The organism is Paraburkholderia sp. J41 (assembly GCF_905220235.1).
Taxonomy (GTDB): domain Bacteria; phylum Pseudomonadota; class Gammaproteobacteria; order Burkholderiales; family Burkholderiaceae; genus Paraburkholderia.
The window spans coordinates 16,734-29,961 of the sequence record NZ_CAJMZE010000017.1; the positions used below are offsets into that span (position 1 = coordinate 16,734).

At 68.8% G+C, this 13,228-nt stretch carries 8 protein-coding genes and 1 pseudogene; 5 read left to right on the forward strand and 4 right to left on the reverse strand.

Going from position 1 to position 13,228, the window contains the following annotated elements:
* Window positions 1–241 precede the first annotated feature (241 nt).
* Window positions 242–2,104: a glycoside hydrolase family 15 protein gene (locus tag U5805_RS18490; RefSeq protein ID WP_322104945.1), complete on the reverse strand. Its 1,863-nt coding sequence runs from the start codon at window positions 2,102–2,104 to the stop codon at window positions 242–244.
* 222 nt (window positions 2,105–2,326) lie between these two features.
* Complete coding sequence (locus U5805_RS18495) at window positions 2,327–2,476, reverse strand: DUF3096 domain-containing protein (protein ID WP_322104946.1); 150 nt, start codon at window positions 2,474–2,476, stop codon at window positions 2,327–2,329.
* A gap of 264 nt (window positions 2,477–2,740) precedes the next feature.
* Here U5805_RS18495 and U5805_RS18500 point away from each other — a divergent pair, with 264 nt between their 5' ends.
* Window positions 2,741–3,967: a lactonase family protein gene (locus U5805_RS18500; protein WP_415914630.1), complete on the forward strand. Its 1,227-nt coding sequence runs from the start codon at window positions 2,741–2,743 to the stop codon at window positions 3,965–3,967.
* A 99-nt stretch (window positions 3,968–4,066) separates the two neighbouring features.
* On the forward strand, window positions 4,067–4,681 hold the full coding sequence (locus tag U5805_RS18505) for an antimicrobial peptide resistance and lipid A acylation PagP (protein WP_322104948.1): 615 nt from the start codon (window positions 4,067–4,069) through the stop codon (window positions 4,679–4,681).
* 115 nt (window positions 4,682–4,796) lie between these two features.
* On the opposite strand, the gene U5805_RS18510 is transcribed toward U5805_RS18505, so the two are convergent.
* Both U5805_RS18510 and U5805_RS18515 read right to left on the reverse strand, forming a co-directional pair.
* Window positions 4,797–9,875 (reverse strand): DNA translocase FtsK, encoded by a 5,079-nt coding sequence (locus U5805_RS18510; protein ID WP_322104949.1) that lies wholly within the window; start codon window positions 9,873–9,875, stop codon window positions 4,797–4,799.
* Window positions 9,876–10,044: 169 nt separating this feature from the next.
* Window positions 10,045–10,761, reverse strand: a complete 717-nt coding sequence (locus U5805_RS18515) for an META domain-containing protein (RefSeq protein ID WP_322104950.1) — start codon at window positions 10,759–10,761, stop codon at window positions 10,045–10,047.
* A gap of 179 nt (window positions 10,762–10,940) precedes the next feature.
* On the opposite strand from U5805_RS18515, the pseudogene purT reads away from it, so the two are divergent.
* The 3 genes and pseudogenes from purT to U5805_RS18530 all read left to right on the forward strand — a co-directional run.
* Window positions 10,941–12,149 (forward strand): annotated as a pseudogene (gene purT, locus U5805_RS18520) (formate-dependent phosphoribosylglycinamide formyltransferase); the annotation flags it as partial.
* Window positions 12,150–12,331: 182 nt separating this feature from the next.
* Window positions 12,332–12,550, forward strand: coding sequence for a DUF6726 family protein (locus U5805_RS18525; RefSeq protein WP_322104951.1), 219 nt, complete (start codon window positions 12,332–12,334; stop codon window positions 12,548–12,550).
* A gap of 184 nt (window positions 12,551–12,734) precedes the next feature.
* Window positions 12,735–13,103, forward strand: coding sequence for an MliC family protein (locus U5805_RS18530; protein WP_415914631.1), 369 nt, complete (start codon window positions 12,735–12,737; stop codon window positions 13,101–13,103).
* Window positions 13,104–13,228: the final 125 nt, after the last annotated feature.

The following is a 13,228-nucleotide window of genomic DNA, read 5'->3' on the forward strand; positions in this document are numbered from 1 at the left end:
GCGCGGCGCCGTGCGGTCCGGCGGGTTGGTCGGTCTGTCGGTAAAGGCTGGAATGCATACCAGCCAGTCACGCTGGTTATCGGCCGCGGCCGGACGGGCTTTAGGGCGAGCCGGCACCACGCCAGCCTGTCATCCTCCCAGCACGTCCGTTCGTTGTGCAACGCAACAACCTCAGTGTACCCCAGCTTGGGGAAACGCATAGGGCGCTGTCCAACACGCCGTCGTTTAACGTTTTGTCACATTAAGGCGTCGACGCGATATCCGCTTCGATCAAATTGGCGTTCATTTCCGGGTGCCCGGTCTCGGAGGCCATTTCCTGCTCGTGGCGCATCAGGTTGAGCCCGGTATGCACGAGCGCCACGTGCGAGAACGCCTGCGGGAAATTGCCGACGAGCCGGCCTTCGATCGGGTCGTATTCCTCGGCGAGCAGCCCGACGTCGTTGCACAGCGAGAGCAGGCGCTCGTACATGCTGCGCGCATCGTCGATACGGCCTTGCAGCGCGAGATTGTCGACGAGCCAGAAGCTGCACGCGAGGAAGGTGCCTTCGCCGGGCGGCAGGCCGTCGTTGAAATCGGCGGTGCGATAGCGCATCACGAAACCTTCGCAAAGCAGCTCGCGCTCGATGGCCGCGACCGTGCCCTTGATGCGTGGGTCCGCGGCCGGCAGAAAGCCCACGAGCGGCATCAGCAGCAGGCTCGCGTCGAGGTCGGCGCCGCCGTAGATCTGCGTGAACGAGTTTTTTTCCGCGTTGAAGCTGCGCTCGCAAATGGTTTCGTGGATGGTGTCGCGCAGTTCGCGCCAGTGGTCGATCGGTCCCGGCAGCTCGAATTTTTCCGCGGATTTGATCGCGCGGTCGAACGCGACCCACGCCATCACTTTTGAAAACGTGAAGTGCTGACGGCCGCCGCGCGTTTCCCAGATGCCTTCGTCGGGCTCGGACCAGATCGTTTCCAGATGCTTGAGCATCGCACACTGGATCGACCACGCGGTTTCGTCGGCCTGCAAACCGCCCACGCGCGCGAGGTGCAGCGCGTTCATCACTTCGCCGTAGACATCGAGCTGCAACTGGCCGACCGCGTTGTTGCCCACGCGCACGGGTTTCGCGCCTTCGTAGCCGGGCAGCCAGTCGAGTTCGAATTCGGGCAGGCGGCGCTCGCCCGCGATGCCGTACATGATCTGCAACTGCTCGGGCGAGCCGGCCATCACGCGGCCGAGCCAGGCGCGCCAGGCGCGCGCTTCGTCGTAGTAGCCGCCGCGCATCATGGCGAGCAGCGTGATGGTGGCGTCGCGTAGCCAGCAGTAGCGGTAGTCCCAGTTGCGCGTGCCGCCCAGTTGCTCGGGCAACGAGGTGGTGGGCGCGGCCACGATGCCGCCGGTGGGCTCGTAGGCGAGCGCCTTGAGTGTGATGAGCGAGCGGCGGATCGGTTCGGCCCAGCGGCCCTTGACGGTGCCGCGCGCGGCCCATTCGGTCCAGAAGTTTTCGGTGCGCGCGAGCGCCGTGAACGGATCGCGCGGCGGCGGCAGACGCAGATGCGAGGCCGCGTACGAAAGCGAAAACGGCACGCGCTCGCCTTCCTTCACGTCGAATTGCGCGGTCGTGTGCATGTTCTCGCCTTGCAGGTCCACGGGCGTGCGCAACACGACCGTGTCCGGCCCGACCGTCGCCTTGATGCCGCTTTCGTAAGTGAGCCGGCTCACCCACGGCACCGAATAGCCGTAGTCGAAGCGCAGGAACAATTCGCAGTTCATGCGCACCGTGCCGCGCTTGCCGACGACGATGCGCACGAGTTCCGACCAGCCGTTGCCCGGCGGCATGAAGTCGATCAGCGTGACGGCGCCCTCGGGGGTTTCGAAGTCGGTTTCGAGGATCAGCGTGCCGCCGCGATACCGGCGCGTGATTTTCACCTCGACGGGCGTGCCGTCTTCCGGCTGCGCGGGCGCGAGAAGCCAGCGGCCGTTTTCCTCGGTGCCGAGCAGCGCGGCGAAGCACGCGCCGGAGTCGAAGCGCGGCCAGCACAGCCAGTCGATGGAGCCGGCGCGGGAAACGAGCGCGGCCGTGTGGCCGTCGCCGATCAATGCGTAATCTTCTAAGGGAGCGGGCATGGTAAGCAGATTGACAGCGTTACGCGAATATCAAAGACAAAGCGGCCGCAACCGGATTCATTGCGGCCGCGTTCTTGCGGCATGCACGCACAAGAGTAGTGGCAGGGGCGCTGACAGCGCAACGCGTTTTCCATGACATCGCGCGCAATAACGCGCTGCATTAATGTCAACAAACGTTTGGCGATGCGCCGGTTTCCGACCCGCACCGTGTCGAGCGCGCCCTCAAAAATGGCCGCCCGTGCCGAACAGGCCGATGATCCCGATGATGATGAGATAGAGCGCCACGATGTAGTTGAGCAGACGCGGCACCGCGAGAATCAGAATGCCCGCGATGAGCGCGGCGAGCGGCCCGATGGCGAGATGTACGTTCATGATGGCTCCTGGAGGCTTCGTGAAGGCGGGTTTGAAAGCGCCGTTGAAGGCGAATCGTGAGGTTGCTTCGTCGCACCGCGTGCCCATCGAACCGCACGCCGACCGGGCACCTGCCGGCCGCCAAGTGGACGCTTCGAGGCCTTGCTCGCGCAAGCTCTCTTATACTCAGACCACAAAAAGGAGGTCGACATGTACCCTCGCCGTACCATTGCAAACGCCATGCCCGCAGCCTCCCTCAACACGCTCGTCAAAGGTCTCCTGCTCATGGCTACCCTCGCCGCGACCTCCGCGTTCGCGCAATCTGCTGCACAGTCCGCTGCACCGTCCTCCTCTTCCGCCGACTCCACCGTGAACTCGCCCGCGAACTCGACCACCCACACCGCACCCGGCGCCGACGGCGTCTACGATCTGATCGTCGGCACCTATACGGGCGGCAAGAGCGAAGGTCTCTACGTCTATCGCTTCGACACCCGAACAGGCGACGCGCAGCCGGTAAGCGTCGCGAAAACGGTGAACCCGTCGTATCTCGTCGTGAGCCGCGACAAGCGCTTCGTCTACGCCGTCAACGAACTGCCCGGCGACAACGGGCCGGCGAGCGTGCGCGGCGACGTGAGCGCGTTCGGCTTCGACGCGGCGAGCGGCCAGCTCACGTTTCTCGACAAGGTGTCGGCGCAAGGCAACGATCCGTGCTACCTGAGCCTCTCGCCGGACGGGCGTTATCTCTTCGTTGCCAACTATTCGGTGGCCGCCGACCCCGGCGGCAGCTTCTCGGTTCTGCCGGTCCAGCAGGACGGCAAGCTCGGCGAAGCGGTGCTCACCGTGCATCACGAAGGCGGCGGCCCCGTGAAGGGACGCCAGGACAACGCCCACGTTCATTCGACGGTGTTCTCGCCCGACGGCCGCTACCTCTTCACGCAGGATCTCGGCGCCGACAAGCTCTACGCCTACCGCTACACGCCCGACGGCAGCCGCGGCCTCGTGAGTCCGGCCGAATGGCGTTACACCGACGTCAAGGCCGGCACCGGCCCGCGCCATCTCGTGTTCGGCAACGACGGCCGCTACGCGTATCTCACGAGCGAACTCGCGGGCACCGTGAGCACGCTGCGCTATGCCGACGGCCATTTCACCGTCGAGCAGGTCGAGAAGCTCGCGGAGCCGGGCTTCGCGGGCGCCGTGGGCGCGTCCGCGCTGCATCTTTCGCCCGACGGCAAGTTCCTCTACGTGTCGAATCGCGGCGACGCCAACGACATCTCGATCTTCGCCGTGGACGCGGCCAGCGGAAAGCTCAGGCGCGTGGGGCGCCAGTCGAGCCTCGGCAAATCGCCGCGCGAGTTCGCGATCGACCCGACCGGCCAGTGGCTGATCGTCGGCAACCAGAACAGCGACACCGCCTACGTGTTCCGCCGCGACGCGCAAACGGGCCTGCTCGCACCGAACCCCAAGCGCATCGACATCGGCTCGCCTGTCGACTTCAAGTTCGTCGCGCCCTGAAACCGGCCCCGCGCGGCATGCGGCGTGCTTGCGCTTGCGATTCCTGCATCATGCGTCGCCGCCGGCGGGCGCGCGTGAAAACTTCGGCGAGGCGACCTTATGGTGGTGGGGCCCATGGTGGCGGAACGGCTGCGCGCCGTTCGCTTGCGGCTTGGCGCGACGTCATGCTTGATCGCGCTCGCGGGCGGGCTGGCCGCGCCGCTCGACGCGCACGCGGCCTGCGACTATTCGAGCACGTGGATGCAGGGCGCATGCTCGCGCATCGCGCGCGTCTGGAACGACGGATCGTGGGACGCTTACGTGACCGGCTATGGCTGGCACATCGACGGCTTCACGGCCGAAGAGCGTCACGCGATCAACTCGAAGTCGTGGGGAGGCGGCGTGGGCAAGCATTACACCGACGCCGACGGCAACGAAGACATCCTGTTTTTCTTCGTATTCCTGAATTCCCACAACAGCCCGGAGCCGATCGGCGGCTGGGCGCGCCAGTGGTACACGAAACCGGTGCTCGGCGGCCTGTCGCTCGGCGGCGGCTATTTCGCCGGTATTTCCGCGCGCAACGACGTCGCGCATTACGTGCCTTTTCCGCTCGTGCTGCCCGTGGTTTCGCTGCGTTACCGCAAGGCTTCGCTGATGGGCACGTTCATTCCGCGCTTGCCGGGCGGCGCGAATCCCGGCGATCTCGGGTTTTTCTGGGCGCGCTACGAGTTCTAGGCGCGGCCCTGGGTCAAAGAAAAAACGCCAAAGAAAAAAGCCAAAGAAAAACGCGGCCGCAGCCGCGTTTTCTCTTGCCGATAACCCCGCGTGAACGAGGCGCGAACGCGCCGGCTTATTCGGCCGTGCCGCCCGGCACGAGCACTTCGCGGCTGCCGTTGATGCCCATCGGCGAGACCAGACCGGCGGCCTCCATCTGCTCGACGAGACGCGCCGCGCGGTTGTAGCCGATGCGCAATTGCCGCTGCACCGAGGAAATCGACGCGCGCCGCGTGCGCACGACGAACGACACCGCCTCGTCGTAGAGCGGGTCCGCTTCGGCGTCCGGCGAGTCGCCGAACAGATCCTGCGGCGCGCCTTCGGACGCCGGGCCGTCGAGAATGCCTTCCACGTATTCGGGCTCGCCGAACTGCTTCAGATATTCGACGACCGCATGCACTTCCTCGTCGGCGACGAACGCGCCATGCACGCGCTGCGGATAACCCGTGCCCGGCGGCAGGAACAGCATGTCGCCTTGGCCGAGCAGCGACTCCGCGCCCATCTGGTCGAGAATCGTGCGCGAGTCGATCTTCGACGACACCTGGAACGCCACGCGCGTTGGAATGTTCGCCTTGATGAGACCCGTGATGACGTCCACGGACGGGCGCTGCGTGGCGAGAATCAGGTGGATGCCGGCCGCGCGCGCCTTCTGCGCGAGGCGCGCGATCAGCTCTTCGATCTTCTTGCCCGCGACCATCATGAGGTCGGCAAGCTCGTCGATCACGACGACGATCATCGGCAGCGGCGAAAGCGGCTCGGGCGCCTCGGGCGTGAGCGAGAACGGATTGCCGATCTTCTTCTCGTGCGCGGCGGCGTCGCGGATCTTCTGGTTGAAGCCCGCGAGATTGCGCACGCCCACGGCCGACATCAGCCGGTAGCGCTTTTCCATTTCGCCCACGCACCAGTTGAGCGCGTTGGCGGCGAGTTTCATGTCGGTCACGACGGGCGCGAGCAGATGCGGGATGCCTTCGTAGACGGAAAGCTCCAGCATCTTCGGATCGATCATGATGAGCCGCACGTCCTCGGGCGTCGCCTTGTAGAGCAGCGAAAGGATCATCGCGTTGATCGCCACGGACTTGCCCGAGCCGGTCGTGCCCGCGACGAGCATGTGCGGCGCCTTGGCGAGATCGGTGACGATCGGCAGGCCGACGATGTCCTTGCCCATCGCGATGGTGAGCTTCGACGGCGAACGCTGATACGGCGCCGATTCGAGAATCTCGGCGAGGCGGATCATCTGGCGGCGCGCGTTGGGCAGTTCGAGGCCCATGCAGGTCTTGCCGGGAATGGTCTCGACCACGCGGATGGACGTGAGGCCGAGGCCGCGCGAAAGATCCTTCATCAAGCCGACGATCTGGCTGCCGCGCACGCCGAGCGCGGGTTCGACCTCGAAGCGCGTGATGACCGGACCCGCCGATGCGCCCACCACGGTCACGGGCACCTTGAACTCTTGCAGACGCTGCTCGATCAACTGGCTCGTTTCGGCGAGCTTCTGTTCCGAAACCGGCTCGATTTCCGACGATGCGCGATCGAGCAGGTCGAAACCCGGCAGTTCGACCGAGGACGCGGTGAGCGGCTGGAACACGAATGTCGTGGGCGCGTGGCCGCGCACGGGCTGGCGCGCGGCCGGTTCCTGGGCGGCGACGGGTTCGGGCGCTGCGTCGAAGGCTTGCGGTGCTTCGGCGGGCGGCGGGTTGAGCGGTGCCGTTTGCGGTGGCATGGGCCACGGCGGTGCGATGGCGGCCTCGGGTTTGGGCTCGTGCGCTTGCGCTTGCAGTGCTTCGGCTGGCGGCGGGTTGGTTGTCGCGGTTTGCGGCACGGCGGACCACGGCGGTGCGATGGCAGGCTCGGGCGCTTGCGCCCGTGTCACTTCGGCCGGCTGCGGGTTGAGCGGTGCCGTGTGCGGTGGCATGGGCCACGGCGGTGAGATGGCAGGCTCAGGCGCTTGCGTTTGCAGTGCTTCGGCCGGCGGCGGGTTGGTTGTCGAGGTTTGTGGCACGGCGGACCACGGCGGTGCGATGGCAGGCTCAGGCGCTTGCGTTTGCAGTGCTTCGGCCGGCTGCGGATTAGTCGTCGCGGTTTGTGGCGCGGCGGACCACGGCGGTGCGATGGCAGGCTCAGGCGCTTGCGTTTGCAGTGCTTCGGCCGGCAGCGGATTAGTCGTCGCGATTTGCGGTGCGGCGGACCACGGCGGCACGATGGCGGGCTCGGGCGCAAGCGCGGGCGTCGCTTCGACTGCCGCAGCCGCTAGCGCAGACGCGAATTCCGGCTCGCAGGCGGCCGTCGTTGCACCGGCAACGTCTTGCGGCAGATCGAACGGCGCTTCATGCGCGTGCGGCGCTACGGCGTCGCGCGGCGCGAGGGCGTGCCCGCTGCGGCTCACCGGCGTTGGGTCGAACGCGCTGTCGTCCCAGTTGTCCGTCGACGCCGGCTCAGCGGTTGGGTCGGCCGCGCGAAGTGCTTGCGGCGCATGCGCGGCATCGTGCGCAAGGCGCGGGAAATGAACGATGTTCGGAACGATGTTCGGCGGCGTCGTCTCGTGCGTGATCGGCGATGCGGTTTGCACTGCGCTCGATGCTGCGACCGGAGCTTGCGGCTCGTGCGTCGATGTCGAATCGAAGGCGATGTCGATGGCATCGGCGCTTTCGTCGGCGATGCTTTCGGCGTCGGACGACGGTTCGTCGTCGAGCAGCATCCAGGGCATGCCGTTGTCGAGCGTTTGCAATGGCGCGCTCGCGGGTGCCGGCCCCGGCCCCGGCGTCGCTGCGGCGGCGGGGGAGGGCGTGGCGGGTGCAGCGGCCTCGGGCACGGCGGCTTCCGACGCGCTCGGCCTGTCAGCAGCGAATTCAGTCGCCGTTGGCTCCGATGCGCCGGTGCGCGCCGTCGTCGGCCGCAACGCTTCGTGCGCGGCTTCGTCGGCTTCGGAAGCGCGCGCGGGATGTTCCTGAGTCGGCGCGAGGTCGTGCGCAACGGGCGTGGTCGGCGAGAGCGGCGTCGGTGTAAATGTTTCCGCGTGCGTGGGCTGTGGCGTCGACGTTGGCGGCGCGAAAGCCGTCGGCATCGAAATCTGCGGTGCGGTGATTGGAAACTGCGCGCGCGGTTCAGGCTCGGCAGTCGATCGCGGTTGCGACTGCGACTGCGACTGCGATTGCGACGGCGATTGCGATTGCGGCTGCGACTGCAATAGCGACTGCGACTGCGATAGCGACTGCGACTGCGATAGCGACTGCGATGGCGATGGCGATGGCGATGGCGATGGCGACTGCGGCTGCGGCTGCGACGGCGACTGCGACTGCGATAGCGATTGCGACTGCCATTGCGCCTGCGACGACTGGATCTGCGCCTGCGACGGAGATAGCGTCTCCTGAGACCGCAACGGCGTATCCAGATCACGGACTTCATCGGCGCTCGTCAACGCGCTCGTTTCGTCCAGGTTGCGTCGCGCGAGACTGGCGCCTGCAAGCGTCGTCCAGCGCGCGGCGTTTTCTTCGATAGAGCGCAGCGTTTCCAGCACGCTCGTCGAGAGCGGCGCGTCGGGCTGCGCGGGGCTCGCGGGTACGGGGCGCGAATACGCGGGCAACGCGGACGACAGCGGCGAGCGCGCATCGGCGCGTGCGGCCGGGACCGGCGGACGGCCGATCGTGCGGTTGGGCTGCGCGGGCCAAACGAACGGGCGCGGCGGTCTCGCCACCGCGCGGGGCGGGGCGGCGGCCGCGGCGCGCGCGGCCGTGCTGCCCGCGACGGGCGGCGGCGCGCTGCGACGCAGCGTAGCAGGTTGTGCGAACGGTGAAACGAGCGGCGACGTAAGTGGCGAACCAAGCGGCGAACCGGGCGGAGAAGAGACCGGCGAAGAGACCGGCAAAGCGCCGGACGAACCAGCCGACCCCGGCGACCCCACGAAACCGGACGAAAGCGGCGGCACGGCAGCGCCGAAACCGCGCGCGGCGCCCGCAGCGGCGCCCGCGAGCGGCCCGGCGTGCAAGGCGGTGCCGACCGTCGCGGCCGTCGTGGCCGCCGTGGCTGTCGTGGCCGTCGTGGCACGCGTCGCTGCGGAAACGGCGCTCCCTGCGGTGCGTGCGGCAACGGCGTCCGCGCGCCACGGCGCGTTGGGTTGCGCGGGCGCGCCGCTACTGGGGACGTTGCCCATGCCGCGCGCGGTCGGCCGGCGCGTATCGGCGAGCGGTGCGCCGGGTCGAAGCGGCGCGCGGGGCGTTTCGGCCGTCGCGCGCGCGGCGGAGGCGGCGTGCGCCGGGACCGGCGAGCGCGTGCCGCGCAGCCAGTCGGCGGAAGCGGTCGGCTCGGCGCGTGCCCACGGCGCGGAGGTGTCGAGCGGCGCGGAAAACCCCGGCTCGCTGTGCCTTGCCGGCTCGCCCATCGCGCTGCCGCGCGCGACGCCTTGCGCGGCGGCGGAGGCCGTCGCGGATGCTACCGTGGCGCTCGCCGCCATCGCGCCGGTCGCGCCAGTCGCCGCGGCCGCGCGCGCATCGTCGCGTTCTTCACGGCGCGCATTGCGCGCGGGCGGACGCCAGATCGTCGGGCGGCGGCGCTGGCCGTCGGCGGGCGCTTGCGCGAGCGAGGCCGCGCCGTGCGCGAACGATTCGTCGTCGTTCGGCGCTTCGCGGCGGGTTTCGCGTCGGCTGCCGCGCTCGCTGAGTTCGCGCCGGCGCCGTTCGCGGCTGCTTTCGGCGTCGTCGCTGCGTTCGCGCGAGGCGCGGATATTGAGGCCGAGGCCGAGCGAGATGTCGGCCCACGCGAGGAATTCGCGCCAGCGGAAGTCGAGCAGCCACGGCAGGCTCGCCGCCATGAGCGCGAGCATGACGAGCGGCGCGGCGGTGTGGCCGACGAGCTTGCCGAGGCCGCCCGAGATCGCGTGACCGAACGCGTCGAAGCCGGCGACGTCGATGAGCGACGCCTCCAGCGCGCAGCTTGCGACGATTACGCCGAAAAAACCGAGCCAAAGGCGGATCGTGCCGGGGCCGCGCAGGCCCGCGCCGCCCGGCAGCACGGTTTTCACGAGACGCCAGATCAGAGGAATGAACCAGACGGCCGAGATGCCGAACCAGCCAGGAACTACCGTGTGCATGCCGAAGATGAACGTATTGAAGGTGTGCGACGTGTCGAGTGTAACCGCTCGGCCCGTGTGGCCCGAGATCCGCATCGACGCGGCGATGCGCGCGAACTTTCGCGCACCGCAAAAAAAGCGCCGCGCCGGACGAAGGCGCGGCCGATGGCGCGGGCGCTACCCGCTGTCCCGCGTGGTGTCCCGCTTGTGGTCCCGCGTGGTGCCCCGCTTCTTGTCCCGTCGGGTGTCCCGCGCGGTGTCACGCTCATTGCACCGGGCGGCCAGGCTGCAATCGCGCAGCCGACGCGGGCGATGCCGATGATGCCGATGATGCCGATGATGCCGATGATGCCGATGATGCCGATGATGCCGATGATGCCGCCGCGCCGGCCTCGGCCGGCTGCGCGAAGGTCAGACGGTCGCCGTCGTCGAGCACGAGCAGCAGCGCCTGCGGGCTGCGCATCTGCACCCCGGAGCGCGCGATGTGCGAGAGCGCGCCGAGATAGGCGCTTTCGATCTGGCTGCCCGCGCCCACGCACGCCATGCGCGTGCCGCCGAGCTGGCCGAACGAAAGCAGGCCGTTCTTGAGCGTGTAGCTGCCGAAATAACGGTTGCAACCCGAATAGCCGCTCGCGCGGCGCTGGCCGCTCTCGGTGGACAGATCGAGCGTGATCGGCCGGGCGCCCGGCGCGGCGGTGGCCGGGTCGGCGGCTGCGCCGGGCAGCGCGCGCACCGAGCCGTCGGCGCGCTTCCATTCGGCGAGCTGCCAGTGCGTGTTGTCGAGCAGTTGGGTCGCGGCGGGCGCGAACGGATCGGGCGGCGGCGCCGACGCGTCCTGGTGGACGGGCAGCTTGCACGCGCTCACGAGCAGGGCGGCGGCGAGCGGCGCCGCGCGCGCGGCGAGCAGTCGCGCGAAAACGCGCCGCGAGGGGCGCAACGGGCGCAGCGGGCGCAACGGGCGCAAGCGCAGGCTTGAGGACATCGCATCGGTCCAGGTAATCGACGAAGGCGTAAGCGTAACGCACCGCGCTTCGCCACGCGAGAGCCACCGCGCATGCGTTTGTCCGGCGAGCGCGCCGTGGCGGGCGGCCCGGGGGGAAGGCCGCGTGTTAACATCGGCGCTCCCAGGCATTCCCGCCACACCGTCATTCTGGAGACATCATGCAGACCGGCCCCCGCATCGGCACGCCGCTTTCCCCTTCCGCCACCCGCGTCATGCTGCTCGGCGCCGGCGAACTGGGCAAGGAAGTCATCATCGCGCTGCAACGCCTGGGCGTCGAAGTGATCGCCGTCGACCGCTACGAGAACGCGCCGGGCCATCAGGTCGCGCATCGCGCGCACGTGATCGACATGGCCGATCCCAGGGCGCTGCGCGCGCTGATCGACGCCGAGCGTCCGCATCTGATCGTGCCGGAGATCGAGGCCATCGCCACCGAGGCGCTGGCGGCCGTCGAGTCCGCGGGCCTCGCCGAAGTCATTCCCACCGCGCGCGCCGCGCAGCTCACCATGAACCGCGAAGGCATCCGCCGGCTGGCCGCCGAGGAACTCGGCCTCGCCACCTCGCCCTACGCGTTCGCCGACTCGCTCGAGGAACTGAAGGCGGGCATCGCCAAGGTCGGTTATCCGTGCGTGGTGAAGCCGGTGATGTCGTCGTCGGGCAAAGGCCAGTCGGTGTTGCGCGGCGACGACGACGTCGAGCGCGCCTGGCAGCACGCGCTCGCAGGCGGCCGCGTGAATCACGGCCGCGTGATCGTCGAGGGCTTCATCGACTTCGAATACGAAATCACGCAGCTCACGGTGCGCGCGACCGATCCGTCGAGCGGCGAAGTGCAAACGTACTATTGCGATCCGATCGGCCACAAGCAGGTGGACGGCGACTACGTGGAGTCGTGGCAGCCGCAGCCGATGAGCGCGAAGGCGCTCGCGCGCTCGCGCGAGATCGCGCACAAGGTGACCGAGGCGCTCGGCGGGCGCGGGCTGTTCGGCGTCGAACTGTTCGTGCGCGGCGACGAGGTGTGGTTCTCCGAAGTGAGCCCGCGTCCGCACGACACGGGGCTCGTCACGCTGGCGTCGCAGCGTTTTTCCGAATTCGAACTGCACGCGCGCGCAATTCTCGGCTTGCCCGTCGATACGACGGCGCGCGGGCCGTCGGCGTCGGCGGTGATTTACGGCGGCGTGGACGCGCGCGGCATCGCGTTCGAGGGCGTGGCCGACGCGCTGTCCGTGCCGGGCGCCGACATTCGCCTGTTCGGCAAGCCCGAAAGCTTCGTGAAGCGCCGCATGGGCGTTGCGCTCGCCACGGGCGCGGATCTCGATGAAGCCCGGGCGCGCGCACGCGCGGCGGCGGCGGCGGTGCGGCCGGTCGCGGCGGCTGCGTCGGATACGTCGGATACGTCGGATACGTCGGATACGTCGGATACGTCGGATACGTCGGATACGTCGGATACGTCGGCTGCGGCCGGTTGATTGGCGCGCCGTGCGCCATGTCGCGCGCGGGCGGCGCTCGCGCACGCCGCGCGCGACGGTTTGCCGTTTTGCGGAAAGAAGGTGAAATGAGTCAGTCGATTGTGTTGCGCGGGGCGTCCCGTGCGTTTCGAACCGTTCGTGGTTCTGTCGTTGCGCTGACGTGCGTGGCATGCGCGGCGCTTTCGGGCTGCGGGCTTGCCGCCGCGCCGTGCCGCGTGGTGTCGGCGGGGCTCAAGATCGTGCCCGTGGTCGGTCATGCGGCGGCCACGCCCACCGACGCCTGCGCGGCCGCGATCGACCCTTGAACCCGCCCGTTTTGAACCCGCCCGTTTCGCGCGTAGCCGTCCTGTTCGCGGGCCATCACCGGAGAACTTCATGATCGACGATCGAAGCGGCGCTGCCGCGCGCGGTTTTGCCCCATCGCGCGCCGCCTCCGTAGTCTCGCGCCGGGGGCGCGCCGCGCTCGCGTGCGTGGCGCTCGCGGCCGCGCTGCCCGCGGCGTTTCAGGCGGGCGCCGCGCGCGCCGCCACTGGCGTTGCCGGCCGCGTGGCCGCTCAAACGCCGCTCGAAGTGCGCGACATCAAGGTCCAGGCGCGCCACACCTTCGGCTACACCTGCGCCAGCGGCGCGACCTTCAAGGTCACGTATTTCAACGCGGCCAACGGCCAGAGTTTCGCGCTCGTGCCCGTGGACGGACGCAAGCTGCTGTTCGTCGGCGTGATCGCGGCGTCGGGCGTGCGCTATGTCGCCGACCGCTATACGTGGTGGACCAAGGGCCCCGGCGCCGATCTCTACGACACGACTTCCGGCGACAGCGCCAAGCCGCTGATCGCCGGTTGCGCCACTATCATGCGCTGACGCGAAGCGCCGCCCGCCCGCGCGTCGCGGCGGCCGCTCCTCGCGCGCCTGCGCGCCGGCCGACGCCATTCGCCGTGGCGGAGTAATCTGTCGGGCATCGTGAAGGCCGCCGCCCCGCGCGCACG

What these genes read in the sequence shown, in the direction of transcription:
- U5805_RS18525 (WP_322104951.1), top strand. Translation starts at nt 12,332, where the DNA reads ATGAGTCAGTCGATTGTGTTGCGCGGGGCGTCCCGTGCGTTTCGAACC.
- U5805_RS18495 (WP_322104946.1), bottom strand. Translation starts at nt 2,476, where the DNA reads ATGAACGTACATCTCGCCATCGGGCCGCTCGCCGCGCTCATCGCGGGC.
- U5805_RS18490 (WP_322104945.1), bottom strand. Translation starts at nt 2,104, where the DNA reads ATGCCCGCTCCCTTAGAAGATTACGCATTGATCGGCGACGGCCACACG.
- U5805_RS18515 (WP_322104950.1), bottom strand. Translation starts at nt 10,761, where the DNA reads ATGTCCTCAAGCCTGCGCTTGCGCCCGTTGCGCCCGCTGCGCCCGTTG.
- U5805_RS18505 (WP_322104948.1), top strand. Translation starts at nt 4,067, where the DNA reads ATGGTGGTGGGGCCCATGGTGGCGGAACGGCTGCGCGCCGTTCGCTTG.
- U5805_RS18510 (WP_322104949.1), bottom strand. Translation starts at nt 9,875, where the DNA reads ATGCGGATCTCGGGCCACACGGGCCGAGCGGTTACACTCGACACGTCG.
- U5805_RS18500 (WP_415914630.1), top strand. Translation starts at nt 2,741, where the DNA reads ATGGCTACCCTCGCCGCGACCTCCGCGTTCGCGCAATCTGCTGCACAG.